Source organism: Pseudomonas sp. S04, from assembly GCF_009834545.1.
In the GTDB taxonomy this organism is placed as follows: Bacteria; Pseudomonadota; Gammaproteobacteria; order Pseudomonadales; family Pseudomonadaceae; genus Aquipseudomonas.
The window spans coordinates 5458054-5481805 of record NZ_CP019427.1 but is presented as its reverse complement, the minus strand read 5'-3'; the positions used below and the strand labels follow the sequence as shown (position 1 = coordinate 5481805).

The following is a 23752-nucleotide window of genomic DNA, read 5'->3' as shown; positions in this document are numbered from 1 at the left end:
ATGCAAAAGATTCGTCGTGACGACGAGATCATCGTGATCGCCGGCAAAGACAAAGGTAAGCGCGGTAAGGTGCTTAAGGTTCTCGCTAACAACCGTCTGGTTATTGGTGGTCTGAACCTGGTCAAGCGTCATACCAAGCCAAACCCGATGTCGGGCGTGCAGGGCGGTATCGTCGAAAAAGAAGCTCCACTGGACGCTTCTAACGTCGCCATTTTCAACGGCGAAACCAACAAGGCTGACCGCGTTGGTTTCAAAGTAGAAGACGGCAAGAAAATTCGTGTCTTCAAGTCGACCCAAAAAGCGGTTGATGCTTGAACACTGCTAGGTAGATGAGACCATGGCACGACTAAAAGAGATTTACCGGAAGGAAATTGCTCCGAAACTTAAGGAAGAACTTAAGCTTTCGAACGTGATGGAAGTTCCGCGCGTTACCAAAATCACCCTGAACATGGGTCTGGGCGAAGCGATCGGCGACAAAAAAGTCATCGAGCACGCTGTTGCTGACCTGGAAAAGATCACCGGTCAAAAAGTCGTTGTGACTTACGCTCGGAAATCCATCGCTGGCTTTAAAGTCCGTGAAGGTTGGCCGATCGGCGTCAAAGTGACTCTGCGCCGTGAGCGTATGTACGAGTTCCTGGATCGCCTGCTGTCGATCTCCCTGCCTCGGGTTCGCGACTTCCGCGGCCTGAATGCCAAGTCCTTCGATGGTCGTGGTAACTACAGCATGGGCGTGAAAGAGCAGATCATTTTCCCGGAAATCGATTACGACAAGATCGACGCTCTCCGCGGTCTGGACATTACCCTGACCACCACTGCCAAGAACGATGATGAAGGCCGCGCTCTGCTGCGTGCTTTCAAATTCCCGTTCCGCAACTGATTGGAGTAGGAAAATGGCCAAGAAGAGCATGAAAAACCGTGAGCTGAAGCGTCAGCTCACCGTTGCCAAGTACGCCACCAAGCGTGCAGCGCTGAAAGCTATCATCGTTGATCTGAACGCAAGTCCAGAAGCGCGTTGGGAAGCTACAGTAGCTCTGCAGAAGCAGCCACGTGACGCAAGCGCTGCGCGCATGCGTAACCGCTGCCGCCTGACTGGTCGTCCGCACGGCGTTTACCGCAAGTTCGGCCTTGGCCGTAACAAGCTGCGTGAAGCTGCAATGCGTGGTGACGTACCAGGTCTGGTTAAAGCCAGCTGGTAAGTGCTGTCAAAGTCTCGATGGTCGGGATCGCATGATCCCGACCATCGGTGGCCTTGAATCTGAATCAAGCCCCTTTTGGGGCTTGTTTCATTTCCGGAGTGTGTCTAGAATATCCGGCTCGCCTGAGCCCGTGTTTTTTATGCTCGGAGATTCTCGGCGACACGTAGTAGCCGCAAGGCTAATTTTTCTGTATTAGGAGCGTCTAGCCCATGAGTATGCAGGACCCGTTAGCGGACATGCTAACTCGAATCCGTAATGCCCAGATGGCTGAAAAGTCCGTCGTAAGCATGCCGTCTTCCACGTTGAAGGTGGCTGTAGCTAAAGTCCTGAAGGACGAAGGTTACATCGCGGGTTATCAGATCAGCAGCGAAATCAAACCACTGCTGTCTATCGAGCTGAAATATTTCGAAGGCCGTCCGGTCATCGAAGAAGTGAAGCGCGTTAGCCGTCCAGGCCTGCGTCAGTACAAGTCCGTCGATGATCTGCCAAAAGTTCGTGGCGGTCTCGGTGTGTCTATCGTCTCCACCAACAAAGGTGTGATGACGGATCGTGCTGCGCGCGCTGCCGGTGTCGGCGGCGAAGTTCTTTGCACTGTGTTCTAAGGGGGGATAAGCATGTCTCGCGTCGCTAAGAACCCCGTTAAGCTGCCAGCCGGTGTCGAAGTAAAATTCGCAGGCCAACAGCTTTCGGTGAAGGGTGCCAAGGGTACTCTTGAACTGAACATCCATTCGTCCGTTGAGATCGTTGAAGAAGCCGGTGAGCTGCGTTTTGCTGCTCGCAATGGCGATCAACAGACTCGCGCAATGGCTGGTACCACTCGTGCGTTGGTAAACAACATGGTCCAAGGCGTAAGCCAAGGCTTCGAGCGCAAGCTCCAGCTGGTCGGTGTTGGTTACAAAGCGCAAGCAAAAGGCACAGTGCTGAACCTGGCTCTCGGCTTCTCGCACCCAGTGGATTACGAACTGCCGGAAGGCATCACCGCTGAGACTCCTAGCCAGACCGATATCCTGATCAAGGGCATCGACAAGCAGCTGGTAGGTCAAGTGGCCGCCGAGATCCGCGACTTCCGTCCACCAGAGCCGTACAAAGGCAAAGGTGTGCGCTACGCGGACGAAGTCGTCCGTCGTAAAGAAGCCAAGAAGAAGTAGGGCATAGCAAATGACCGACAAAAAAGTTACTCGACTGCGTCGCGCTCGCAAAGCACGCCTGAAAATGCACGAACTAGAAGTCGTGCGTCTCTGCGTGTTCCGCTCTTCGCAGCACATCTACGCCCAGGTCATTTCGGCCGACGGCAACAAAGTTCTGGCATCTGCCTCGACTTTGGACAAAGAACTGCGTGATGGTGCCACTGGCAACATTGACGCGGCCACAAAGGTTGGCCAGCTGGTCGCTACGCGTGCTAAGGCCGCTGGCGTCTCGCAAGTGGCTTTCGACCGCTCTGGCTTCAAGTACCACGGCCGCGTTAAAGCGCTGGCTGATGCTGCTCGTGAAGCTGGGCTGGAGTTCTAAGTTATGTCAAATAACGACCAAAAGCGCGACGAAGGCTACATCGAGAAGCTGGTTCAAGTTAACCGCGTAGCCAAAACCGTTAAAGGCGGCCGTATCTTCACCTTCACCGCGTTGACCGTGGTTGGTGATGGTAAGGGCCGTGTTGGCTTCGGCCGTGGCAAGTCGCGTGAAGTGCCTGCTGCAATCCAGAAGGCAATGGAAGCTGCTCGTCGCAACATGATCCAAGTGGACCTGAACGGCACCACTCTGCAGTACGCAATGAAATCCGCCCATGGCGCTTCCAAGGTGTACATGCAGCCTGCTTCTGAAGGTACCGGTATCATCGCTGGCGGCGCTATGCGTGCTGTCCTCGAGGTTGCTGGCGTTCAGAACGTTCTGGCCAAGTGCTACGGCTCGACTAACCCGGTAAACGTGGTTCACGCCACTTTCAAAGGTTTGAAAGCTATGCAATCTCCTGAATCCATTGCCGCCAAGCGTGGCAAAAGCGTCAAGGAGATCTTCTGATCATGGCTACCGTTAAAGTAACGCTGATCAAAAGCATGACCGGCCGCATCCCTAACCACAAACTGTGCGTTAAGGGTCTGGGTCTGCGTCGCATCGGTCACACTGTAGAAGTACTGGATACTCCCGAGAATCGCGGGATGATCAACAAGGCTTACTACATGCTGCGTGTCGAGGGTTAATCGATGAAACTCAATGATCTGAGTCCAGCGCCGGGTTCCCGTCGCGAAAAGCATCGTCCGGGCCGTGGTATCGGTAGCGGTTTGGGTAAGACTGGTGGCCGTGGCCACAAAGGTCAAACCTCCCGCTCCGGTGGCACCATTGCTCCAGGCTTTGAAGGCGGTCAACAGCCGCTGCATCGTCGCCTGCCTAAGTTCGGTTTCGTTTCCCTGAAAGCCATGGACCGCGCAGAAGTGCGTCTGTCCGAGCTGGCTAAAGTGGAAGGCGACATCGTCACTGTGCAGTCCCTGAAAGATGCCAACGTGATCAACGTCAACGTACAGCGTGTGAAAATCATGCTGTCCGGTGAAGTGACTCGCGCTGTCACTATCGGCAAGGGAATCGGCGCCACCAAAGGTGCGCGTGCGGCTATCGAAGCAGCTGGCGGCAAGTTCGAGGAATAAATGGCTAAGCAAGGTGCTCTCTCTGCGCTCGGCAAAGGCGGTATGTCTGAACTCTGGGCTCGTCTGCGTTTTCTGTTCCTGGCGATTATCGTCTACCGAATAGGCGCACACATCCCGGTTCCAGGTATCAACCCGGACCGACTCGCGGACCTGTTTCGACAGAATGAGGGGACCATTCTTAGCTTGTTCAACATGTTTTCCGGCGGCGCGCTGGAGCGGATGAGCATCTTTGCACTGGGGATCATGCCGTACATCTCGGCATCGATCATCATGCAACTGATGACAGCCGTCAGCCCGCAGTTGGAGCAGTTGAAGAAGGAAGGTGAAGCTGGGCGTCGCAAGATCGCTCAGTACACCCGCTACGGCACTGTCGTCCTCGCTCTCGTCCAGGCAATTGGCATGTCCATTGGTCTGGCGGGGCAGGGCGTTGCGTTCACTGGTGACTTTGGCTTCCATTTCGTTGCGGTAACCACTTTTGTGGCGGGCGCAATGTTCATGATGTGGCTGGGTGAGCAGATTACTGAGCGTGGTGTTGGCAACGGTATCTCGATGTTGATATTCGCAGGTATCGTCGCCGGTCTTCCGAGAGCGATCGGGCAGTCTTTCGAGTCTGCGCGTCAGGGTGATATCAACATTTTTGCCCTGGTTGCCATCGGTTTGCTGGCAGTAGCGATTATCGGTTTTGTGGTGTTCATTGAGCGTGGCCAGCGTCGTATTGCTGTTCACTACGCCAAGCGTCAGCAGGGCCGTAAGGTTTTTGCTGCGCAGACCAGCCACCTGCCGCTGAAGGTGAACATGGCCGGTGTTATTCCGGCTATTTTCGCGAGCAGCATCTTGCTGTTCCCGGCTTCGTTGGGTACCTGGTTTGGTCAGTCTGAAGGTCTGGGCTGGCTGCAGGACATCTCGCAGTCGATCGCTCCTGGTCAGCCGTTGAATATTCTGCTGTTTAGTGCAGGGATTATTTTCTTCTGCTTCTTCTATACGGCGTTGATGTTCAATCCGAAAGACGTAGCGGAAAACCTGAAGAAGTCCGGTGCCTTTATTCCGGGCATCCGTCCAGGTGAGCAGTCTGCGCGCTACATTGATGGCGTTCTGACTCGTTTGACCCTGTTCGGTGCTCTCTATATGACGGCCGTGTGTCTGTTGCCCCAGTTCCTGGTGGTTGCGGCAAACGTTCCGTTCTACCTTGGCGGGACCTCGTTGCTGATCGTCGTCGTGGTTGTGATGGACTTCATGTCCCAAGTACAATCGCACCTCGTTTCGCACCAGTACGAATCCCTGATGAAGAAAGCCAACCTGAAGGGTTACGGCAGCGGCATGCTGCGCTGACCCATAAGGTTCGAGGAGTTGGTGATGAAAGTTCGTGCATCGGTGAAAAAGCTGTGCCGTAACTGCAAGATTATTCGCCGCGAAGGTGTTGTTCGAGTAATTTGCAGCGCGGAACCGCGTCACAAACAGCGCCAAGGCTGAGTGTGATTGTGCTTCAAGCCCGGCAGCTAGTGCGCTGCCGGGTTGATTATTTGTTATTACAGCGATATTATCTCGCGCCCTATTTCTTGGCTTCCGGGGCGTAGGTAGCTGTCAATTGGAGTCCCACTGAATGGCCCGTATTGCAGGCGTCAACATTCCAGATAACAAGCATACTGTTATCTCGCTGACCTACATCTATGGTGTTGGTCGCACTACTGCGCAGAAGATCTGTGCAGTGACTGGGGTAAACCCAGCAGCAAAGATCAAAGATCTGAGCGACGAGCAAATTGAACAGCTGCGTGGCGAAGTGGCGAAGTTCACCACTGAAGGTGATCTGCGTCGCGAAATCAACATGAAAATCAAGCGCTTGATGGACCTCGGTTGCTATCGCGGTCTGCGTCATCGTCGTGGTCTGCCAGTACGCGGTCAGCGTACCAAGACCAACGCGCGTACCCGTAAAGGTCCGCGTAAGCCGATCCGCAAGTAATCGCCCCAGCGAATCGACAGGAAAATTATCATGGCAAAACCTGCTGCTCGTCCTCGTAAAAAAGTTAAAAAGACAGTGGTTGATGGCATCGCCCACATCCATGCATCTTTTAACAACACAATCGTGACCATCACCGACCGTCAAGGTAACGCGCTTTCTTGGGCTACCTCCGGTGGTTCGGGTTTCCGCGGTTCCCGCAAGTCCACCCCGTTCGCTGCTCAAGTAGCTGCTGAACGTGCTGGTCAAGCTGCGCTGGAATATGGCCTGAAAAACCTCGACGTTAACGTCAAGGGCCCAGGTCCAGGTCGTGAGTCCGCTGTCCGTGCTTTGAACGGCTGTGGCTATAAGATCGCCAGCATCACCGACGTGACGCCAATCCCGCACAACGGGTGCCGTCCGCCGAAGAAGCGCCGCGTGTAATCCAGGAGATTGTAAAGAATGGCTCGTTACATTGGTCCAAAATGCAAACTCGCTCGTCGCGAAGGCACCGATCTCTTCCTGAAGAGCGGCGTGCGCGCGATCGAATCGAAGTGCAACATTGAAGCAGCACCTGGTATCCACGGCCAACGCCGCGGTCGCCAGTCCGACTACGGCACCCAACTGCGTGAAAAGCAGAAGGTCCGTCGTATCTACGGCGTTCTCGAGCGTCAGTTCAGCGGCTACTACAAAGAAGCTGCTGGCAAGAAAGGTGCAACCGGTGAAAACCTGCTGCAACTGCTCGAATGCCGTCTGGACAACGTTGTATACCGTATGGGCTTTGGTTCGACTCGTGCCGAATCCCGTCAGCTGGTATCGCACAAATCCGTAAGCGTTAACGGTCAGACCGTAAACGTGCCGTCGTACCAGGTTCGTGCTGGTGACGTGGTCGCGATTCGCGAGAAAGCAAAGAACCAACTTCGCATTGTCCAAGCTCTCGATCTGTGTGCCCAACGTGGCCGCGTAGAATGGGTAGAAGTAGACACTGAGAAGAAGTCGGGCGTTTTCAAGAACGTTCCAGCTCGCAGTGATCTGTCCGCCGACATCAACGAAAGCCTGATTGTCGAGCTCTACTCCAAGTAAGGGCTAGAAAATAGGTGCATCCATGCAGATTTCGGTAAATGAGTTCCTGACACCCCGCCATATTGATGTGCAGGTTGTCAGTCCAACCCGCGCCAAGATCACTCTCGAGCCTCTCGAGCGTGGTTTTGGCCACACCCTGGGCAACGCGCTGCGCCGCATCCTGTTGTCCTCAATGCCCGGCTGTGCAGTAGTCGAGGCCGAGATTGACGGTGTGCTCCACGAGTACAGCGCCATCGAAGGTGTACAGGAAGACGTAATTGAAATCCTGTTGAACCTTAAAGGTCTGGCTATCAAGCTGCACGGCCGTGACGAAGTTACGCTGACCTTGTCGAAGAAGGGTTCGGGGGTGGTTACCGCTGCCGATATTCAGCTGGATCATGATGTCGAGATCGTTAATCCCGATCACGTAATCGCTAACCTGGCGTCTAACGGCGCCCTGAACATGAAGCTAGTAGTAGCTCGTGGTCGTGGTTATGAACCGGCCGACTCGCGTCAGAGCGATGAAGACGAAAGCCGCAGCATTGGTCGCTTGCAGCTTGACTCTTCGTTCAGCCCGGTTCGCCGTATCGCATACGTGGTGGAAAACGCCCGTGTCGAGCAGCGTACTAACCTGGACAAGCTGGTTATTGATCTGGAAACCAACGGTACTCTGGACCCTGAAGAGGCTATCCGTCGCGCTGCAACCATCCTGCAACAGCAGTTGGCTGCGTTCGTGGACCTCAAAGGCGACAGCGAGCCAGTGGTAATCGAGCAAGAAGACGAGATCGATCCGATCCTGCTTCGCCCGGTTGACGATCTGGAACTGACTGTACGTTCGGCTAACTGCCTTAAGGCGGAAAACATCTACTACATCGGTGACCTGATTCAGCGTACCGAAGTAGAGCTGTTGAAGACTCCGAACCTGGGCAAGAAATCCTTGACTGAAATCAAGGACGTTCTGGCCTCCCGCGGTCTGTCCCTCGGCATGCGCCTCGACAACTGGCCGCCTGCAAGTCTTAAGAAGGACGACAAGGCGACTGCCTGATCGTCGTAATCACCGAACGTTGTGTTTGGTAAGGAATGAACCATGCGTCATCGTAAAAGTGGTCGTCACCTGAGCCGCACCAGCTCGCACCGCAAGGCCATGTTTCAAAACATGGCGGTGTCGCTGTTCGAGCACGAGCTGATCAAAACTACACTGCCAAAAGCCAAAGAACTGCGTCGCGTTGCTGAGCCGCTGATCACTTTGGCCAAGACAGACAGCCTGGCTAACCGCCGTTTGGTTTTCGACCGTACTCGTTCGAAAGCTATCGTTGGTAAGCTCTTCAACGACCTGGGCAAGCGTTACGCTACCCGTGAGGGTGGCTACCTGCGCATCCTCAAGTGCGGCTTCCGCACTGGCGACAACGCGCCTATGGCGTACGTCGAGTTGGTTGATCGTGCTACTGCCGGCGAAGCTGTAAGCGCCGAGTAAGACGACAAGCTGTAACGAAGAACCGGGCCTAGTGCCCGGTTTTTTGTGCGCGCTGGAAAAGTACCGTCGCGACGGACCGCGTTATCTCCGTCTATCCGGGGCTGCTTTCAATTAGTTAATTTCTATTGATGCTGATCAATTAATGAATTTGATGGTGTCATGTTCCTGGTCAATACTCCTTCTCAGCCGATTAGCCGGCAGTTTCCAAGACTGAAGAGGAAGATTGTGCATGAGCCAGAATAAAACGCTGACTACCGCCAGTGGCGCTCCCGTCGCAGATAACCAGAATTCCCGTTCCGCCGGTCCACGCGGCCCGCTGCTGCTCGACGATTTTCACCTGATCGAGAAGCTCGCCCACTTCAACCGTGAAAATATCCCTGAGCGCCGCGTGCATGCCAAGGGCTCGGGTGCTTACGGTACCTTCACCGTCACTCGCGATATCACCCAGTACACCAGCGCCAAGCTGTTTGCCGCCGTCGGCAAGCAAACCCCGACCTTCCTGCGGTTCTCCACTGTCGGCGGTGAGCGCGGCTCGGCGGACACCGAACGCGATCCTCGTGGTTTCGCTTTGAAGTTCTACACCGAAGAAGGCAACTGGGACATCGTCGGTAACAACACGCCGGTGTTCTTCATTCGTGATCCGCTGAAGTTTCCGGATTTCATCCACACCCAAAAACGTCTGCCGCAAAGCAATCTGAAAAGCGCGCAGATGATGTGGGACTTCTGGTCGCACTCCCCTGAGGCGCTGCACCAGGTGACTATCCTGTTCTCCGACCGTGGCATTCCTGATGGCTACCGTCACATGCACGGCTTTGGTAGCCATACCTACAGCCTGATCAGTGCCAGCGGTGAGCGGCATTGGGTGAAATGGCACTACAAGACCCTGCAGGGCATCAAGAACCTGGCGCCGGCCGAAGCTGCGCGTCTGGCCGGGACTGACCCGGACTACGCCCAGCGCGACCTGTTCGGCGCCATCGAGCGCGGTGATTTCCCGAAATGGCGCGTGTGCATCCAGATCATGAGCGAAGCCCAGGCAGCGGCGCATTACGAGAACCCGTTCGACGTGACCAAGACCTGGTCGCAGAAAGAGTTTCCGTTGATTGAAGTCGGCGAGTTGGAACTCAACCGTAACCCGCTGAACTACTTCGCCGAAGTCGAGCAGGCTGCGTTTGGCCCGAGCAACATGGTTCCGGGTGTCGGCCTGTCGCCGGACCGCATGCTGCAAGGCCGGGTGTTCGCCTACGCCGATGCGCACCGCTACCGTGTGGGCACCAATCACCAGCAACTGCCGGTGAACGCACCACGCAGCCCGGTCAACAGCTATCAGCGCGATGGTTCCATGGCATTTGGCAGCAATGGCGGCGCGGCGCCCAACTACGAGCCGAACAGCTACGTGGAGTCGCCAAAGCAGGCCCCGCACTTCGCTGAGCCGCCACTGGCGTTGAGTGGAGCGGCTGATCGTTACGATCATCGCGAAGATACCGACTACTACAGCCATGCCGGTGCGCTGTTTCGCTTGATGAGCGCTGAACAGAAAGCCCTGTTGGTCAGCAACATTGCTGGCGCCATGGCCGGGGTTTCCGGTGATGTGGTCGACCGTCAACTGCAGCACTTCTTCAAGGCCGATCCGGCGTACGGAGAAGGAATCGCAACGGCGTTGGGTGTACAGCTTAACGAAGTCTAAACGAGAAGCAGAACCGCCCTCAATTGGGCGGTTTTTGCGTTATTTAAACCACTTTTCTCAGAATATCTTCGCTTTTATCTCGCGAATCGAGTGACCAAACGGGCGCCTTGGTTCAAACTACAGACTTTCAAGCAGGGAGATGTAGGGCGATGCAAGGTCACCCGGACGTAATCGATTACCTCAACACGTTGCTCACGGGCGAACTGGCAGCGCGTGATCAATATTTCATCCATTCGCGGATGTATGAGGACTGGGGCTTTACCGAGCTCTACGAGCGCATCAATCACGAGATGGAAGAAGAAGCCGGGCACGCCGATGCGCTGATGCGCCGGATCCTGATGCTGGAAGGTACGCCGCGCATGCGCCCGGACGACCTCGACGTCGGGACTACCGTGCCGGACATGCTCGCCGCCGACCTGCGCCTGGAGTACAAGGTGCGTGCCGCACTGTGCAAAGGCATCGAGCTGTGTGAGCAGCACAAGGACTACATCAGTCGTGACATGCTGCGTATCCAATTGGCCGATACCGAAGAAGATCACACCTACTGGCTGGAAAAGCAGTTGGGCCTGATCAAGTTGATCGGTCTGGAAAACTACCTGCAATCGCAGTTCTGATTCTGCTTTGTAGGCGCACGGTGTGCCGGCGATGGCGTCCTTGAAACGCCATCACCAGCACGCTTCGCTCCTACAGACGCAAGACACAAAAAAGCCCCTGTCACCGATAACGTGACAGGGGCTTTTTCATGTGACGGTGTCAGGCCCGGTCGCGTTCCAGCAGTGGCTTGAGGTAGAAGCCAGTGTGCGACTGCTTCATCTCGGCCACTTCCTCAGGCGTACCCACGGCGATGATCTGACCGCCCTTGGAGCCGCCTTCCGGCCCCAGGTCCACCAGCCAATCGGCGGTCTTGATCACGTCCAGGTTGTGCTCGATCACCACTACGGTGTTGCCGTGGTCGCGCAGGCGGTGCAACACGTCGAGCAATTGCTGGATGTCCGCGAAGTGCAGGCCGGTGGTCGGCTCATCGAGGATATACAGGGTCTTGCCGGTGTCGCGCTTGGACAACTCGCGGGACAACTTGACCCGCTGTGCTTCACCGCCCGACAGGGTGGTCGCCGATTGCCCGAGCTTGATGTACGACAGGCCGACATCCATCAGCGTCTGCAGCTTGCGCGCCAGGGCCGGTACCGCGTCGAAGAACACCCGGGCTTCCTCGATGGTCATTTCCAAGGTTTCGTGGATGCTCTTGCCCTTGTACTTGATCTCCAGGGTCTCGCGGTTGTAGCGCTTGCTCTTGCACACGTCGCACGGGACATAGATATCCGGCAGGAAGTGCATCTCGACCTTGATCAGGCCGTCGCCCTGGCAGGCCTCACAGCGTCCACCCTTGACGTTGAACGAGAAACGACCCGGGCCATAGCCCCGTGAGCGCGACTCCGGGACGCCTGCGAACAGCTCACGAATCGGCGTGAACAGCCCGGTGTAGGTTGCCGGGTTGGAGCGCGGCGTACGACCGATCGGGCTCTGGTCGATGTCGACCACCTTGTCCAACAGCTCAAGGCCCTTGATGCTGTCGTGGGCTGCGGCTTCCAGGGTCGTCGCACCATTGAGCGCGGTGGCGCTCAGGGGGAACAGGGTGTTGTTGATCAGTGTCGACTTGCCTGAGCCGGACACGCCGGTCACACAGGTCAGCAGGCCCAGGGGGATTTCCAGGTCGACATTGCGCAAGTTGTTGCCGCGGGCACCTTTGAGGTGCAGTGCAAGCTTCTTGTTGCGTGGCGTGCGTTTGGCGGGAACGGCGATCTTCACCCGGCCCGACAGGTATTTGCCGGTCAGCGAATCCGGGTGGGCCATGACTTCGGCCGGTGTGCCTTCGGCGACGATATGCCCGCCATGCACGCCAGCGCCGGGGCCGATGTCTACCACGTAGTCGGCGAGGCGAATGGCGTCCTCGTCGTGCTCGACCACGATCACCGTGTTGCCGATGTCGCGCAAATGCTTGAGGGTGCCCAGCAGTCGGTCGTTGTCCCGCTGGTGCAGGCCAATGGACGGCTCGTCGAGGATGTACAGTACGCCCACCAGGCCGGCGCCGATCTGGCTGGCCAGGCGAATGCGCTGCGCCTCACCGCCGGACAGAGTGTCGGCACTGCGGTCCAGGGACAGGTAGTCGAGGCCGACGTTGACCAGGAACTGCAGGCGTTCGCGGATTTCCTTGAGAATCTTGTCGGCGATTTCGCCGCGCCGCCCCGTCAGTTTCAGGGTGCCGAAGTAGTCGCACGCATCGCCGATCGGCAGGTTGGTCACCGCCGGCAGGGTTTTCTCGCCGACCCACACGTGCCGCGCTTCACGGCGCAGGCGGGTGCCGCGGCAATCCGGGCAGGGCTGGGTGCTGAGGAACTTGGCCAGCTCTTCGCGCACCGAAGCAGACTCGGTTTCGCGGTAGCGGCGATCGAGGTTCGGCACGATGCCTTCGAACGGGTGCGAACGCTTGACGATGTCGCCCCGGTCGTTGAGGTATTTGAAATCGACGTTCTGGCTGCCGCTGCCATGCAGGATGACTTTCTGCTGGTCGGCTGGCAGCTGGTTGAACGGCACTTCCAGGCTAAACCCATAATGGGCGGCCAGGGAGCCGAGCATCTGGAAGTAATAGACGTTGCGCCGGTCCCAGCCGCGAATCGCGCCCTCGGCCAGGGTCAGTTCGCCGTTGACCAGGCGCTTGATGTCGAAGAACTGTTTGACCCCCAGACCGTCGCAGGTCGGGCAAGCGCCCGCCGGATTGTTGAAGGAGAACAGCTTGGGTTCCAGTTCACTGATGGCGTGGCCGCAGATCGGGCAGGCAAAACGTGCGGAGAAAATCATCTCCTCACCCGGCTCATCGTCCATCGGTGCGACCAGCGCGATGCCGTCGGCCAGCTTCAGGGCGGTCTCGAACGACTCGGCCAGGCGCTGCTGCAGGTCCTCGCGAACCTTGAAGCGGTCGACCACCACATCGATCGAGTGCTTCTTCTGTTTATCCAGCTTCGGCAGCTCATCCAGCTCGCACAGCTTGCCGTTGACCCGGGCACGGACGAAACCCTGGGCCCGCAGTTCTTCGAAGACCGACAGGTGTTCGCCCTTGCGCTCACGGATCACCGGGGCCAGCAGCATCAGCTTGCTGCCCTCAGGCTGGGCCAGCACCAGGTCGACCATCTGGCTGACGGTCTGGGCTTCCAGGGGGATGTCGTGATCCGGGCAACGCGGAATACCTACGCGAGCGTAAAGCAGGCGCAGGTAGTCGTAGATTTCGGTAATGGTGCCAACCGTCGAGCGCGGGTTGTGGGAGGTCGACTTCTGCTCGATGGAGATGGCCGGTGACAGGCCTTCAATCGTGTCGACGTCGGGCTTTTCCATCATCGACAGGAACTGCCGGGCATAGGCCGACAGCGACTCGACATAACGCCGCTGACCCTCGGCATACAAGGTGTCAAAGGCCAGGGACGACTTGCCGGACCCGGACAAGCCGGTGATGACGATCAGTTTGTCCCGTGGCAGGGTCAGGTCGATATTCTTCAGGTTGTGGGTTCGAGCCCCACGAATCAGGATCTTGTCCAAGGTGGCCTCGCTCGGCGGGCGTAAACGTAGGAGTATAAGGCCAAATACTGGATGGATGCACACTATCAAATGTGCACGATGGTGCCTTACATGAAGACTCTGTCATCCGTGCGCGGCAAAGCGTCGCCCTATACCCCGTCAACCGATGGGACTGATAGAATCGCCGCCGGTTCACATGAGGTAATTCCATGCACGATCCCCACAGCGAACGCATGAGTGGTAGCGAGACCCGCGCAGCGAGCGGTCTGGCCCTGGTGTTCGCGTTCCGTATGCTTGGCATGTTCATGGTGTTGCCGGTACTGGCGACCTACGGCATGGACCTGGCAGGCGCGACCCCGGCCCTGATCGGCCTGGCGATTGGCGCCTACGGCCTGACCCAGGCGGTATTCCAGATTCCCTTCGGGATCATTTCCGATCGCATCGGGCGGCGCCCGGTGATTTACCTGGGTTTGATCGTCTTTGCCCTGGGCAGCGTGCTGGCGGCCAACGCCGACTCGATCTGGGGCGTGATCGCCGGACGCATCCTGCAGGGCGCCGGGGCGATTTCCGCAGCGGTCATGGCCTTGTTGTCCGACCTGACCCGCGAACAGCACCGCACCAAGGCCATGGCCATGATCGGCATGACCATCGGCCTGTCGTTCGCCGTGGCCATGGTGGTCGGGCCACTGCTGACCCGTGCCTTCGGCCTGTCCGGGCTGTTCCTGGCGACCGGCGGCATGGCATTGCTGGGGATCGTCATCGTGATGTTCATGGTGCCGCGCTCCACGGGCCCCTTGCAGCACCGTGAGTCCGGGGTCGCCCGCCAGGCCTTGTTGCCGACCCTCAAGCACCCGGACCTGCTGCGCCTGGACCTGGGGATTTTTGTGTTGCACGCGATGTTGATGTCGAGCTTCGTCGCCTTGCCGCTGGCGCTGGTGGAAAAAGCCGGGCTGCCCAAGGAACAGCATTGGTGGGTGTACCTGACCGCGCTACTGATTTCGTTCTTCGCCATGATTCCGTTCATCATCTACGGCGAGAAGAAACGCAAAATGAAACGAGTTTTACTCGGTGCCGTCGCGACGCTGATGCTCACTGAGCTATTCTTCTGGCAGTTCGGCGACAGCTTGCGGGCCCTGGTGATTGGTACGGTGGTGTTCTTCACCGCGTTCAATCTGCTGGAAGCCTCCTTGCCGTCGTTGATCAGCAAGGTTTCACCGGCAGGCGGCAAGGGCACGGCCATGGGGGTCTACTCCACCAGCCAGTTCCTCGGCTCGGCACTGGGTGGCATCATGGGCGGCTGGATGTACCAGCATGGCGGTCTGTCGGTTGTGTTCCTCGGATGCGCAGGTCTGGCTGCCCTCTGGTTGGCCTTTGCTGTTACCATGCGCGAACCTCCCTATGTGACGAGCCTGCGCTTGCCGTTATCGCCCGAAGCGATCCGCGAAGCCGGTCTGGTTGAGCGCCTGCTGGCCGTCGTTGGGGTAACCGATGCCATCGTGGTGGCTGATGAAGCCGCCATTTACATCAAATTGGACACCGAACTATTGGATCGCACCACCCTCGAGCGCCTGGTCAACAACCCGGCGCCGACAGCGTGCGAAGCCTAGGAGAACGTTATGGCCCGTGGGGTTAACAAAGTCATATTGGTCGGCACTTGCGGCCAGGATCCCGAAGTTCGCTACTTGCCTAACGGTAACGCCGTGACCAACCTGAGTCTGGCGACCAGCGAACAATGGACCGACAAGCAAACTGGCCAGAAAGTCGAAAAGACCGAATGGCACCGTGTATCGATGTTCGGCAAGGTTGCAGAGATCGCCGGCGAATACCTGCGTAAAGGTTCGCAGGTCTACATCGAAGGCAAGCTGCAGACCCGCGAGTGGGAAAAAGACGGCATCAAGCGTTACACCACCGAAATCGTGGTCGACATGCAAGGCACCATGCAACTGCTGGGCGGCCGTCCACAGGGCGACCAGCAAGGCCAGGGCGGCGGTAACAACTACCAGCAAGCCGCTCCACGCCAGCAGGCACCGCGTCCGGCTCCGTCGCAACAGCCACAGCGTGAGTCGCGTCCAGCGCCACAGCAACAGGCCGCACCGCAGCCGGCTGCAGACTTCGATAGCTTTGATGACGATATTCCGTTTTAACGCAGCAACAAGCTTCAAGCCACAAGCTGCAAGCTGAAAGAACCCGCGTTTCGGTCCACGAAACGCGGGTTTTTTGCTTTCGCTTGCCGCTTAACGCTGGGCAAATCGCAACATATCCGCATTCACCTGCGCTTTATGCGTATCCGTCAGCCCATGGGGAGCCCCTGGGTAGACGATCAGTTCGGCGTGTTCGATCAAGCGTTTGCTCTCAAGCCCCGCGGCCTGGATCGGCACGATCTGGTCGTCGTCGCCATGGATGATCAGGGTAGGGATGTCGAATTTCTTCAGGTCCTGGCGAAAGTCGGTTTCCGAGAAGGCCTTGATGCTGTCGAGGGTGTTTTTATGGCCGCCCATCATGCCTTGCATCCAGAATGCGTCGATCAGCCCCTGGGACGGTGTGGCGCCGGGGCGGTTGAAGCCGAAGAATGGGCCGCCGGCAACGTCCTTGTAGAGTTGCGAGCGGTCGGCGATGGAGCCGGCACGGATGCCGTCGAAGACTTCGATTGGCAGGCCCTTGGGGTTGGTCTCGGTTTTCAGCATCAGCGGCGGCACCGCTGAAATCAGCCCGGCCTTGGCCAGTCGTTGAGTGCCGTGCCGGCCGATATAGCGGGCGACTTCACCGCCGCCGGTGGAGAAGCCGAAGAGAATCACGTTCTTCAGGTCCAGCTGTTCGATCAGTTCGGCGAGGTCGTCGGCGTAGTGATCCATGTCATTGCCGTCCCACGGCTGGCTGGAGCGTCCGTGCCCACGTCGATCGTGGGCGATGGCGCGAAAGCCATTGTCGGCAAAGTGCAGCATCTGTGATTCCCAGCTGTCACTGGAGAGCGGCCAGCCATGGCTGAAAACTACCGGTTGCCCACTGCCCCAGTCTTTGTAGTACAGGGTGTTGCCTTCGCGAGTCGTGAGAGTAGCCATGTCGATCGTCTCCAATGAATGCTCAGGGAATGAGGCTTAGGGCTGTGCCGCCAGGAACTCTGCGGTGGACACCACGCTGGCGTAAGCAAAACCCAGGGCCGACATGAAGGCGGCGTGCACCTGGGCGGCGGGTACCACCTGGCCGTTGAATTCCAGGTCGCGGGACGCGCAGGCGTCGTGGATCACCGTGACGTTGTAGCCAAGGTCCGCCGCAGCGCGCGTGATGCCGTCGATGCACATGTGGCTCATGCTGCCGACCACCACCAGGCTCTCGATGCCTTGCTGGTCGAGGATTGACTGTAGTTCGGTTTCGCGGAACGAGTTGACGAAGTGCTTGAGTACCACCGGCTCGTCGCTGCGATTCAGCACCTTGGGGTGCAACTTGGCGCCATCGGAGCCGGGGGTGAAGAACGGGGCGTCACTGGAAGTGAACTCGTGGCGGATGTGCACCACCGGGTGGCCGGCTTCGCGGAACGCCTGGAGCAGTTTTACCGCGTTGTCGGCAGCGGCATCGGCGCCGACCAACGGCCATTTACCCTGGGGGAAGTAGTCATTCTGGATATCGACTACGATGAGTGCTTGCTTGGCCATGGGTGTTTCCTCTGGAGTGGGTGTGGGCGCCAGTATTGCCGTGCACGGACGCTACGAGGATTGGCCGCACCGACAATAGAAGGGGGAAAACTGACAATGGGTGTAGAACGCGCAGTCGCCGAGTTGGGCGTGCTGATCTATCCCGGTGCGCAGATGGCAGCAGTACACGGCTTGACCGATCTGTTTGGCGTCGCCAATCGCATTGCCGCCGAGCACCAGAGCGCGCAGTTGCCGTGGTTGCGGGTCAGCCACTGGCAGGCAGAGCCCGGACACGCTCCGCAGCGTGTCTACGACAGTCATCCTGGTCCCGATGCGGGCTTGGTGGCGCTGCTGATTCCGCCGTCGATCGGCGGTTTTTGCGAAGGGCAGGCGTCAGCGCCGCTGATCGGTTGGTTGCGCCAGCAACACGCGAGCGGGGCAACCTTGGGTGGGGTCTGCGTGGGGTCGATTCTGCTGGCCGAAAGCGGTCTGCTCGATGGCCGTAGCGCTACCACTCACTGGACCTCGGCCAAGCAGTTCGCCGAGCGTTATCCCCAGGTCAAGCTCAACGCCGACACCCCCATCGTCGATGACGGCGATTTGATCACCACCGCCGGCCTGATGGCCTGGTCCGAACTGGGCCTGCGCCTGGTGGATCGATTGCTCGGGCCGAGCATTGCCACCGGCACGGCGCGGTTCCTGGTGGTCGAACACAGTGACAGCGCGAGCCAGTGCGGCAGCAACTTCGCGCCGATCCTCAGCCATGGCGACGCGGCGATCCTCAAGGTCCAGCATTGGCTGCAAGCCAACGGCGCGGTGGAAGTCTCGTTGAGCGTGATGGCCCAGCAGGCGGGCCTGGAGGAGCGGACTTTCCTGCGCCGCTTCCGCACGTCTACCGGCTTGAAACCTACCGAATACTGTCAGCACCTGCGGGTGGGCAAGGCTCGGGAGATGCTCGAGTTCACCAACGGCACCATCGACCATATCGCCTGGACCGTCGGCTACACGGACCCCAGCGCGTTTCGCGCGACCTTCAGGAAAATCACCGGGCTGGCGCCCAGCGATTACCGCAGCAAATTCGGGGTGTCGCCAACGGCGGTACTGGCGCGGTAACAGCGTGGATCGATCGTGCAAAATGCCGGAGCGTTGGCGCTGGTCGTGCAGAATAAGACAAGCCAGTTGCCAGCCGTGCCCCCCACAGCACGCGAATCGACCGCACATCCGCCAATAGCCAGGGTTGGCCTGATCCCTGCACCGCCCTGAGCTACATTCATCAAGCGCAGATGGCAGGGGGACGCATGACCCCGACTAATCGCAACAAACTGGTGGTGGCCCATTCCGTGCGGCCCCAGGCGCCGCAGCACGAGGTCGAGACCAACCGGGCGCTGGCGCAGTGGCTGGCGCAGATTCTCGGCTGGCCATATGGCGGCAGTTACGACGCGGACACCCATGCCGGGCGCGACCTGTACCTGCTGCCCACCCAGACCCTGGTCGGAGGTGCGGCGGCCCGTCAGTTGGGAGTCAAAGGGCCGGACGATCTGTGGGGCGGCTACGTCGACCACTCGTTCATCTGCACCAAAGCTATCACCCATGGTCTATTGAACAGGCAGGCCAAGGCGCCCGAAGGCTGGGCCCCTTTGTTTGCGGAGCGAGTGCGCCAGGTGGTGCTGGAGGGCATCAGTGTGTTTTCCCTCGAGGACGCCCTGCCAGCGGCCGAGCAACTGCTCGAGCGTGGTCCGCTGCGCCTGAAACCGATACACGCATGTGCCGGACGCGGCCAGGAAGTGATCAGCAGCCTCGCAGCGTTCCGGCAGGTCCTCGGCCGTGCCGACGCTGCCGACTTGTTCGCCAGTGGCGTGGTGCTGGAGCAGGACCTCAAGAAGGTCGTCACCCACAGCGTCGGCCAGAGTTTCATTGCTGACACCGTACTCAGTTACTGCGGCGAGCAATACCTGACCGAAGACGGTCTAGGCGAAAAAGTCTATGGCGGTTCGGACTTGTTGGTGGTCCAGGGCTATTACGCCGACCTGCTCAAGTTGCCATTGGCCGACGACGTGCGCCTGGCCATTGAACAGGCTCAGGTGTTCGACGTCGCGGCGGACGAGGCTTACCCGGGCTTTTATGCCTCGCGGCGCAATTACGACATCGCCCAGGGCCTCGATGCCCGGGGGCAGCGCTGCAGCGGCGTGCTTGAGCAGTCGTGGCGCATGGGCGGGGCCAGCAGTGCGGAGGTGGCGGCGGTGCAGAGTTTCCTCAACCAGCCGGGTTTGCCGGCGATTCGCGTGTCGTCGGTGGAGACTTACCAGGACCAGCCCTTGCCGGCCGGGGCCATCGAGGTGTACCGCGGCCCGGCAGAAAACAGTGATTTTCTCCTCAAGTATGTGACGGTCAAACCCTATGACGGCTAGAAGCGAAACCATTGAAATCGAGATCGACGACGAACACATGAGCGCGACCTTCCTGAGTCCCAAATCCAAGGTCCCCGGTGTGTTGTTCGTACACGGCTGGGGCGGCAGCCAGGAGCGCGACCTGGAGCGGGCCAAGGGCATTGCCGGCCTGGGCTGCGTGTGCCTGACCTTCGACTTGCGTGGACACACCGGCGGTACGGGCATCCCACTGAGCCGAGTGACCCGCGAAGATAACCTCAAGGACCTCCTGGCCGCCTATGACCGCCTGCTGGCCCACCCGGCCATCGATACTTCAGCGGTGGCGGTAGTGGGCACCAGTTACGGTGGCTACCTGGCGGCGATCCTCACCACCTTGCGCCCCGTGCGCTGGCTGGCATTACGGGTGCCCGCGCTGTACCGCGACGAGCTATGGCACACCCCCAAGCGCGATCTCGACAAGCAAGACCTGCTCGATTACCGCAGCACCCTGGTGCATGCCGACAGCAATCGGGCCCTGTATGCCTGCGCGCAATTCACCGGCGATGTGTTGCTGGTGGAGTCGCAAACCGATGATTACGTACCCCATGCCACCATCATGAGTTACCGCGCGGCGTGCCAGCAGACCCACTCCCTGACCCACCGCATCATCGATGGCGCCGATCACGCCCTCAGCGAGCCCGTGGCGCAACAGGCCTACACCTCGATCCTGGTGGGCTGGATTACCGAGATGGTGGTGGGTGAGCGGTTGAGCATCATCCAGTCCAGCTGACAGGCGTTTTTGGGGTGGGAGCGAGCCTGCTCGCGATGCCCGCAAGGACACCGCGGGGAATCAGGCTTGGCACTTCATCGTTGGCGACCATCGCGAGCAGGCCGCAAGCGGGCGCTCGCTCCTACAGTGTAAGTGGGCGTTCAGGAGGGTTTTTTCTCGATCCGCAGCGCCTTGGCCTTGGCTTCCACCACCAGGTACATGGCCACGGTGATCAACAGCGGCAACAGGAAGTAGATCGCCCGATAGGCCAGCAATCCGGCGACCAGGCTGCCGCGAGAGGCCTGGTGTTGCAGCAGGGCGACAAACACCGCCTCCAGTACCCCAAGCCCGGCCGGAATATGGGTGATTACCCCGGCGATGGCACTGATCAACAGCACCCCAAGCACCAGCGGATAGTCGAGTTTGCTCGGCAGCAAAGTAAAAATCACCGCCGCCATCAGCGACCAGTTCAATGCTCCCAGAGCCAGTTGCAGCATCGCCATGCGCAGTGACGGCAGGTTGATCTCAACCCCACGAATCGACCATTCACGACGGCTGGAAAAGCGGCACGCCGCCAGGTAGCCGGCACTCACCAGCAGCAACAGCAGGCCCACGCCCTGCAAGGCCGCGCTGCTGAGCTTCCAGCCCGGTGGCATGTGCACCAGGCCACTGCTGAAGATCGCCCCGGCCACCAGCATGTAGCCAAACCAATTGGTGGCCAGGCTCAGGCCGAGGATCTTGGCGATGTTGCCCTTGCTGACCCCCAGTCGCGAATACAGGCGATAACGCATGGCGATACCGCCGACCCAGGCACTCAGGTTGAGGTTGAACGCGTAGCTGATCACCCCCACCGGCAGGATTTGTCGCCATGTCAGGTTTTGCCCGATGTAGGTGCGGCCGATCAGGTCGAAGCAGGCATAGGTGAGAAAACTCAGCACGGTAATCGTCGAGGCGATGATCAGGGTCCGCACTTTGAAGTCCTGCAGGGTGTCGAACACTTCGCTCCAATCGATGCGGTGGGCGAGCAGGGTGAACAACACAATCAGCAGCAGGAAAAACAGCGCCGTCAGCGGCTTTTTCAGGCGCCGCCAACGGGACGGCGGATGCTCGGCAACGGCGGGGGCGTCTTGGCTTTCAGCGCGATTCATGGGCGTCATCCTGCACCTGAGTTGCTGGCGTGAAAGGCTGCAGGCGCGGTTTGTGCGCCGGCAGCCAACCGGCCCAGGCGGGGAAGTGCCGCAGGCAGTGGAACACCAGGAAGCCAATGGTCATGCGCCACAGCAATCCCCGGGGGCGCTGGTTGGCCGGCATGACCTTACAGTGATGGTCGCTCAGTTCGTCGAGGCGCTCGCACAGCTCGCGGTTGAATGCCCGGTCGCGAATCAGCACGTTGGCTTCCAGGTTCAACGACAGGCTCAAGGGGTCGAGGTTGCTCGATCCGACCGTGCTCCAGTCCTCATCCACCAAGGCGACTTTGCCGTGCAGTGGGCGGTCGCAGTACTCATAGATCTTCACCCCCGTTTGCTGCAGGTAGTCATAGGTCAGGCGGGCCGCCAGCTTGGCCACCAGCATGTCCGGTTGCCCCTGCAGGATCAGCCGCACCTCGACCCCTCGGCGGGCGGCGTTGCGAATTTCGCGCAGCAGGCGGTAGCCGGGGAAAAAGTAGGCGTTGGCGATGATCACCCGGCGTTGGGCGCTGCGCAGCACCTGCAAGTACACGTCTTCGATGTCCCGGGGGTGGTCGCGGTTGTCGCGGTAGACCAGGCGCACCTGGCCATCGTGATCGCTGAACGCCAGCTCGCTGCGCCGGTGCTTGCGCCGCAGCCAGCCAGAGCGCGCCCGGGCATGGCGGCCGCTTTGCAGCAGGGCGAAGTGATGGATGTCGACCACCGCCGGCCCCTCTACCTGCACCGCATAATCCTGCTTGGCCTGGGGGCCGAAGTCGGCCAGGTGATCGGCGCTGAAGTTGATGCCGCCGACAAAGGCGATGCTGCCGTCCACCACCACGATCTTGCGATGCAGGCGGCGGAACCAGTTGGTACGGATGCCCAGGCGCCGTGGGGCCGGGTCGAACATCTGCAAGTGCACGCCGGCATCACACATCGCCAGGAGGAATTCGCTGGCCAGTTCGCCGCAACCAAAACCATCGAGGCTGACGGTGACACGCACCCCGCGCTGCGCCGCCTCGATCAGGATCTGCTGCAGCTCGCTGCCGACCTTGTCCTCGAACAGAATGAAGGTCTCCAGCAGAATTTCGCTCTTGGCCTGGCGCAGAGCCTCGAACACCTTGGGAAAGTAGGCCTCGCCATTTTCCAGCAAGACCACGCAGTTGTTGCCGTGCCAGCCATAGTCGAGGTCGACGAGGGCGCGTCTGGCTGTGACCGATTCGGCGGCGGAGGCCTGGGGTTCGAGCAGGTTTTTTTCCAGCGGGGCGCTGCTCATAGCTCAATCTCCACCGACAGCGGAACGTGATCGGAAAGGTGCGACCAGGGCCGCGCCGCCAGCACCTGCGGGCGATGGGCCTTGAGGTTGCGCACGTAGATGCGGTCCAGGCGCAGGAGGGGCAGGCGGGCCGGGAAACTGCGCGCCGGCTGACCATGGTGCTCGCGAAACACCTCGCGCAGGCCCAACGGATTGAGCAGATCGTCGGCGCGCTGGCGCCAGTCATTGAAGTCGCCGGCGACTATCACCCTGGCGTCGGCTGGCAACTCTTGCAGGCGCTTGATCAGCAGTTGCAGTTGTTCATCGCGATGGGCCTGATGCAAGCCCAGGTGCACGCACATGGCATGCACCTGCTGGCCGTCACCGGGCAGGCGTAACACGCAATGCAGCACGCCACGGCTTTCATGGCCGCTGATGGAGACGTCGAGGTTGTCGTGACGGATGATCTGGAATTTCGACAGCAGGGCGTTGCCGTGGTCGCCTGCCGGATACACCGCGTTGCGCCCATAGGCGAACTGCGGCCAGAGGCTGTCGGCGAGGAATTCGTACTGGGGCATGCTGGGCCAGTTGCTGTAGCGCCGGGGATGGTGCTCATGGGCGCCGTGCACTTCCTGCAGGAACACCACGTCGGCGCCGACACTGCGCACCGCTTCACGCAGTTCGGGCAGGATGAAGCGCCGATTGAGGGCGGCGAAGCCCTTGTGGGTATTGACCGTGAGCACGGTAAAACGGCGTACCGCGGTGCGGCTTGCACTCGCTGCATCGGGTTGCTCGGCCTGCTCGCCGCTGATGTCAAACGCCGCCATGTGTGATCCCGCCTGATGATCGTCGGGCTGCCCCCTGTTTGTTGATGACTGTGGGCCAGGGCGGAAAGTTTCGACGGCGTTACAGGCGGTCAAACGCCTGGGCAGTGAAACCTTCATGGGGTTTTGCCGATCTACGCTTGTAGCGATCGCTCAAGGCTGCGATCTTCTGCACACATCACCTGGTCAAAAAG

Annotated in this window: 29 protein-coding genes; 23 read left to right on the top strand and 6 right to left on the bottom strand. The window is 59.4% G+C overall.

Features of this window, described 5'->3' with window-relative positions; all coding sequences use genetic code 11:
• From rplX to bfr, 18 genes are all read left to right on the top strand, one after another.
• Entirely contained in the window at positions 1 to 315 is a 315-nt protein-coding gene (gene rplX, locus PspS04_RS24540; protein WP_003176416.1) for a 50S ribosomal protein L24, read from the top strand.
• Between the two features lie 22 nt (positions 316 to 337).
• Complete coding sequence (rplE, locus tag PspS04_RS24535; RefSeq protein ID WP_003210069.1) at positions 338 to 877, top strand: 50S ribosomal protein L5; 540 nt, start codon at positions 338 to 340, stop codon at positions 875 to 877.
• 13 nt (positions 878 to 890) lie between these two features.
• Positions 891 to 1196, top strand: a complete 306-nt coding sequence (gene rpsN / locus PspS04_RS24530; RefSeq protein ID WP_007918460.1) for a 30S ribosomal protein S14 — start codon at positions 891 to 893, stop codon at positions 1194 to 1196.
• Positions 1197 to 1405: 209 nt separating this feature from the next.
• Positions 1406 to 1798: a 30S ribosomal protein S8 gene (rpsH, locus tag PspS04_RS24525; protein WP_003186040.1), complete on the top strand. Its 393-nt coding sequence runs from the start codon at positions 1406 to 1408 to the stop codon at positions 1796 to 1798.
• A gap of 12 nt (positions 1799 to 1810) precedes the next feature.
• Positions 1811 to 2344, top strand: coding sequence for a 50S ribosomal protein L6 (rplF, locus tag PspS04_RS24520; protein WP_003176412.1), 534 nt, complete (start codon positions 1811 to 1813; stop codon positions 2342 to 2344).
• 10 nt (positions 2345 to 2354) lie between these two features.
• On the top strand, positions 2355 to 2705 hold the full coding sequence (rplR, locus tag PspS04_RS24515; protein WP_003186037.1) for a 50S ribosomal protein L18: 351 nt from the start codon (positions 2355 to 2357) through the stop codon (positions 2703 to 2705).
• Positions 2706 to 2708: 3 nt separating this feature from the next.
• On the top strand, positions 2709 to 3209 hold the full coding sequence (gene rpsE / locus PspS04_RS24510; RefSeq protein WP_003186035.1) for a 30S ribosomal protein S5: 501 nt from the start codon (positions 2709 to 2711) through the stop codon (positions 3207 to 3209).
• A gap of 2 nt (positions 3210 to 3211) precedes the next feature.
• Positions 3212 to 3388 carry a 50S ribosomal protein L30 gene (rpmD, locus tag PspS04_RS24505; protein ID WP_003186033.1) on the top strand — a complete coding sequence of 59 codons (177 nt, stop codon included), beginning with the start codon at positions 3212 to 3214 and terminating at the stop codon, positions 3386 to 3388.
• Positions 3389 to 3391: 3 nt separating this feature from the next.
• A complete protein-coding gene (rplO, locus tag PspS04_RS24500) occupies positions 3392 to 3829 on the top strand; it encodes a 50S ribosomal protein L15 (RefSeq protein ID WP_003228720.1) in 438 nt (145 codons plus the stop codon).
• Entirely contained in the window at positions 3830 to 5158 is a 1329-nt protein-coding gene (gene secY, locus PspS04_RS24495; protein ID WP_095166168.1) for a preprotein translocase subunit SecY, read from the top strand. It abuts the gene before it with no gap.
• 24 nt (positions 5159 to 5182) lie between these two features.
• Positions 5183 to 5299 carry a 50S ribosomal protein L36 gene (gene rpmJ / locus PspS04_RS24490; RefSeq protein ID WP_002555468.1) on the top strand — a complete coding sequence of 39 codons (117 nt, stop codon included), beginning with the start codon at positions 5183 to 5185 and terminating at the stop codon, positions 5297 to 5299.
• A gap of 130 nt (positions 5300 to 5429) precedes the next feature.
• Positions 5430 to 5786 (top strand): 30S ribosomal protein S13, encoded by a 357-nt coding sequence (rpsM, locus tag PspS04_RS24485; RefSeq protein ID WP_003186020.1) that lies wholly within the window; start codon positions 5430 to 5432, stop codon positions 5784 to 5786.
• A 30-nt stretch (positions 5787 to 5816) separates the two neighbouring features.
• Positions 5817 to 6206: a 30S ribosomal protein S11 gene (rpsK, locus tag PspS04_RS24480; protein ID WP_002555466.1), complete on the top strand. Its 390-nt coding sequence runs from the start codon at positions 5817 to 5819 to the stop codon at positions 6204 to 6206.
• 18 nt (positions 6207 to 6224) lie between these two features.
• Positions 6225 to 6845, top strand: coding sequence for a 30S ribosomal protein S4 (gene rpsD, locus PspS04_RS24475; RefSeq protein WP_003210056.1), 621 nt, complete (start codon positions 6225 to 6227; stop codon positions 6843 to 6845).
• Between the two features lie 22 nt (positions 6846 to 6867).
• Positions 6868 to 7869: a DNA-directed RNA polymerase subunit alpha gene (locus PspS04_RS24470; RefSeq protein ID WP_007924176.1), complete on the top strand. Its 1002-nt coding sequence runs from the start codon at positions 6868 to 6870 to the stop codon at positions 7867 to 7869.
• A 42-nt stretch (positions 7870 to 7911) separates the two neighbouring features.
• Positions 7912 to 8298: a 50S ribosomal protein L17 gene (gene rplQ / locus PspS04_RS24465; RefSeq protein ID WP_017135967.1), complete on the top strand. Its 387-nt coding sequence runs from the start codon at positions 7912 to 7914 to the stop codon at positions 8296 to 8298.
• Positions 8299 to 8527: 229 nt separating this feature from the next.
• Complete coding sequence (locus tag PspS04_RS24460; protein ID WP_159998189.1) at positions 8528 to 9982, top strand: catalase; 1455 nt, start codon at positions 8528 to 8530, stop codon at positions 9980 to 9982.
• 149 nt (positions 9983 to 10131) lie between these two features.
• Positions 10132 to 10596, top strand: coding sequence for a bacterioferritin (bfr, locus tag PspS04_RS24455; RefSeq protein ID WP_095166171.1), 465 nt, complete (start codon positions 10132 to 10134; stop codon positions 10594 to 10596).
• Between the two features lie 139 nt (positions 10597 to 10735).
• Here the strand turns inward: bfr and uvrA are convergent, their stop codons facing one another.
• Positions 10736 to 13570, bottom strand: coding sequence for an excinuclease ABC subunit UvrA (uvrA, locus tag PspS04_RS24450; RefSeq protein ID WP_095166173.1), 2835 nt, complete (start codon positions 13568 to 13570; stop codon positions 10736 to 10738).
• Between the two features lie 188 nt (positions 13571 to 13758).
• On the opposite strand from uvrA, the gene PspS04_RS24445 reads away from it, so the two are divergent.
• Positions 13759 to 15156, top strand: a complete 1398-nt coding sequence (locus PspS04_RS24445) for an MFS transporter (protein ID WP_095166174.1) — start codon at positions 13759 to 13761, stop codon at positions 15154 to 15156.
• A gap of 9 nt (positions 15157 to 15165) precedes the next feature.
• A complete protein-coding gene (locus PspS04_RS24440) occupies positions 15166 to 15693 on the top strand; it encodes a single-stranded DNA-binding protein (protein ID WP_159998187.1) in 528 nt (175 codons plus the stop codon).
• Positions 15694 to 15783: 90 nt separating this feature from the next.
• Here the strand turns inward: PspS04_RS24440 and PspS04_RS24435 are convergent, their stop codons facing one another.
• Positions 15784 to 16608 carry an alpha/beta fold hydrolase gene (locus PspS04_RS24435; RefSeq protein WP_159998185.1) on the bottom strand — a complete coding sequence of 275 codons (825 nt, stop codon included), beginning with the start codon at positions 16606 to 16608 and terminating at the stop codon, positions 15784 to 15786.
• Positions 16609 to 16644: 36 nt separating this feature from the next.
• Positions 16645 to 17199: a cysteine hydrolase family protein gene (locus PspS04_RS24430; protein ID WP_159998183.1), complete on the bottom strand. Its 555-nt coding sequence runs from the start codon at positions 17197 to 17199 to the stop codon at positions 16645 to 16647.
• A 96-nt stretch (positions 17200 to 17295) separates the two neighbouring features.
• Between PspS04_RS24430 and PspS04_RS24425 the strand changes: the two genes are divergently transcribed.
• The 3 genes from PspS04_RS24425 to PspS04_RS24415 all read left to right on the top strand — a co-directional run bounded on the left by PspS04_RS24425 (position 17296) and on the right by PspS04_RS24415 (position 20334).
• Positions 17296 to 18291 carry a GlxA family transcriptional regulator gene (locus PspS04_RS24425; RefSeq protein ID WP_095166185.1) on the top strand — a complete coding sequence of 332 codons (996 nt, stop codon included), beginning with the start codon at positions 17296 to 17298 and terminating at the stop codon, positions 18289 to 18291.
• Positions 18292 to 18476: 185 nt separating this feature from the next.
• Positions 18477 to 19586 carry a DUF3182 family protein gene (locus PspS04_RS24420; RefSeq protein WP_159998181.1) on the top strand — a complete coding sequence of 370 codons (1110 nt, stop codon included), beginning with the start codon at positions 18477 to 18479 and terminating at the stop codon, positions 19584 to 19586.
• Positions 19576 to 20334, top strand: coding sequence for an alpha/beta hydrolase family protein (locus PspS04_RS24415; RefSeq protein WP_159998179.1), 759 nt, complete (start codon positions 19576 to 19578; stop codon positions 20332 to 20334). Before PspS04_RS24420 ends, PspS04_RS24415 begins: the two co-directional genes overlap by 11 nt.
• 140 nt (positions 20335 to 20474) lie before the next feature.
• Here PspS04_RS24415 and PspS04_RS24410 read toward each other — a convergent pair whose 3' ends face one another.
• The 3 genes from PspS04_RS24410 to PspS04_RS24400 are packed head-to-tail and all read right to left on the bottom strand — an operon-like array spanning position 20475 to position 23561.
• Positions 20475 to 21461 (bottom strand): lysylphosphatidylglycerol synthase domain-containing protein, encoded by a 987-nt coding sequence (locus PspS04_RS24410; RefSeq protein WP_095166191.1) that lies wholly within the window; start codon positions 21459 to 21461, stop codon positions 20475 to 20477.
• On the bottom strand, positions 21448 to 22755 hold the full coding sequence (clsB, locus tag PspS04_RS24405; RefSeq protein ID WP_159998177.1) for a cardiolipin synthase ClsB: 1308 nt from the start codon (positions 22753 to 22755) through the stop codon (positions 21448 to 21450). Before clsB ends, PspS04_RS24410 begins: the two co-directional genes overlap by 14 nt.
• Positions 22752 to 23561, bottom strand: coding sequence for an endonuclease/exonuclease/phosphatase family protein (locus PspS04_RS24400; protein ID WP_159998175.1), 810 nt, complete (start codon positions 23559 to 23561; stop codon positions 22752 to 22754). Before PspS04_RS24400 ends, clsB begins: the two co-directional genes overlap by 4 nt.
• Positions 23562 to 23752: the final 191 nt, after the last annotated feature.

Bases quoted from the DNA above. Each gene is read 5' to 3' on its own strand.
- rplQ (WP_017135967.1), top strand. From the start codon at position 7,912: ATGCGTCATCGTAAAAGTGGTCGTCACCTGAGCCGCACCAGCTCGCAC.
- PspS04_RS24470 (WP_007924176.1), top strand. From the start codon at position 6,868: ATGCAGATTTCGGTAAATGAGTTCCTGACACCCCGCCATATTGATGTG.
- rpmJ (WP_002555468.1), top strand. From the start codon at position 5,183: ATGAAAGTTCGTGCATCGGTGAAAAAGCTGTGCCGTAACTGCAAGATT.
- rplR (WP_003186037.1), top strand. From the start codon at position 2,355: ATGACCGACAAAAAAGTTACTCGACTGCGTCGCGCTCGCAAAGCACGC.
- PspS04_RS24430 (WP_159998183.1), bottom strand. From the start codon at position 17,199: ATGGCCAAGCAAGCACTCATCGTAGTCGATATCCAGAATGACTACTTC.
- rpmD (WP_003186033.1), top strand. From the start codon at position 3,212: ATGGCTACCGTTAAAGTAACGCTGATCAAAAGCATGACCGGCCGCATC.
- rpsH (WP_003186040.1), top strand. From the start codon at position 1,406: ATGAGTATGCAGGACCCGTTAGCGGACATGCTAACTCGAATCCGTAAT.
- rplF (WP_003176412.1), top strand. From the start codon at position 1,811: ATGTCTCGCGTCGCTAAGAACCCCGTTAAGCTGCCAGCCGGTGTCGAA.
- PspS04_RS24435 (WP_159998185.1), bottom strand. From the start codon at position 16,608: ATGGCTACTCTCACGACTCGCGAAGGCAACACCCTGTACTACAAAGAC.
- rpsE (WP_003186035.1), top strand. From the start codon at position 2,709: ATGTCAAATAACGACCAAAAGCGCGACGAAGGCTACATCGAGAAGCTG.
- rplE (WP_003210069.1), top strand. From the start codon at position 338: ATGGCACGACTAAAAGAGATTTACCGGAAGGAAATTGCTCCGAAACTT.
- rpsN (WP_007918460.1), top strand. From the start codon at position 891: ATGGCCAAGAAGAGCATGAAAAACCGTGAGCTGAAGCGTCAGCTCACC.
- PspS04_RS24460 (WP_159998189.1), top strand. From the start codon at position 8,528: ATGAGCCAGAATAAAACGCTGACTACCGCCAGTGGCGCTCCCGTCGCA.
- bfr (WP_095166171.1), top strand. From the start codon at position 10,132: ATGCAAGGTCACCCGGACGTAATCGATTACCTCAACACGTTGCTCACG.
- rpsD (WP_003210056.1), top strand. From the start codon at position 6,225: ATGGCTCGTTACATTGGTCCAAAATGCAAACTCGCTCGTCGCGAAGGC.
- PspS04_RS24420 (WP_159998181.1), top strand. From the start codon at position 18,477: ATGACCCCGACTAATCGCAACAAACTGGTGGTGGCCCATTCCGTGCGG.
- secY (WP_095166168.1), top strand. From the start codon at position 3,830: ATGGCTAAGCAAGGTGCTCTCTCTGCGCTCGGCAAAGGCGGTATGTCT.
- PspS04_RS24425 (WP_095166185.1), top strand. From the start codon at position 17,296: ATGGGTGTAGAACGCGCAGTCGCCGAGTTGGGCGTGCTGATCTATCCC.
- clsB (WP_159998177.1), bottom strand. From the start codon at position 22,755: ATGAGCAGCGCCCCGCTGGAAAAAAACCTGCTCGAACCCCAGGCCTCC.
- rpsM (WP_003186020.1), top strand. From the start codon at position 5,430: ATGGCCCGTATTGCAGGCGTCAACATTCCAGATAACAAGCATACTGTT.
- PspS04_RS24440 (WP_159998187.1), top strand. From the start codon at position 15,166: ATGGCCCGTGGGGTTAACAAAGTCATATTGGTCGGCACTTGCGGCCAG.
- PspS04_RS24400 (WP_159998175.1), bottom strand. From the start codon at position 23,561: ATGGCGGCGTTTGACATCAGCGGCGAGCAGGCCGAGCAACCCGATGCA.
- rplO (WP_003228720.1), top strand. From the start codon at position 3,392: ATGAAACTCAATGATCTGAGTCCAGCGCCGGGTTCCCGTCGCGAAAAG.
- PspS04_RS24415 (WP_159998179.1), top strand. From the start codon at position 19,576: ATGACGGCTAGAAGCGAAACCATTGAAATCGAGATCGACGACGAACAC.
- rpsK (WP_002555466.1), top strand. From the start codon at position 5,817: ATGGCAAAACCTGCTGCTCGTCCTCGTAAAAAAGTTAAAAAGACAGTG.
- PspS04_RS24445 (WP_095166174.1), top strand. From the start codon at position 13,759: ATGCACGATCCCCACAGCGAACGCATGAGTGGTAGCGAGACCCGCGCA.
- rplX (WP_003176416.1), top strand. From the start codon at position 1: ATGCAAAAGATTCGTCGTGACGACGAGATCATCGTGATCGCCGGCAAA.
- PspS04_RS24410 (WP_095166191.1), bottom strand. From the start codon at position 21,461: ATGAATCGCGCTGAAAGCCAAGACGCCCCCGCCGTTGCCGAGCATCCG.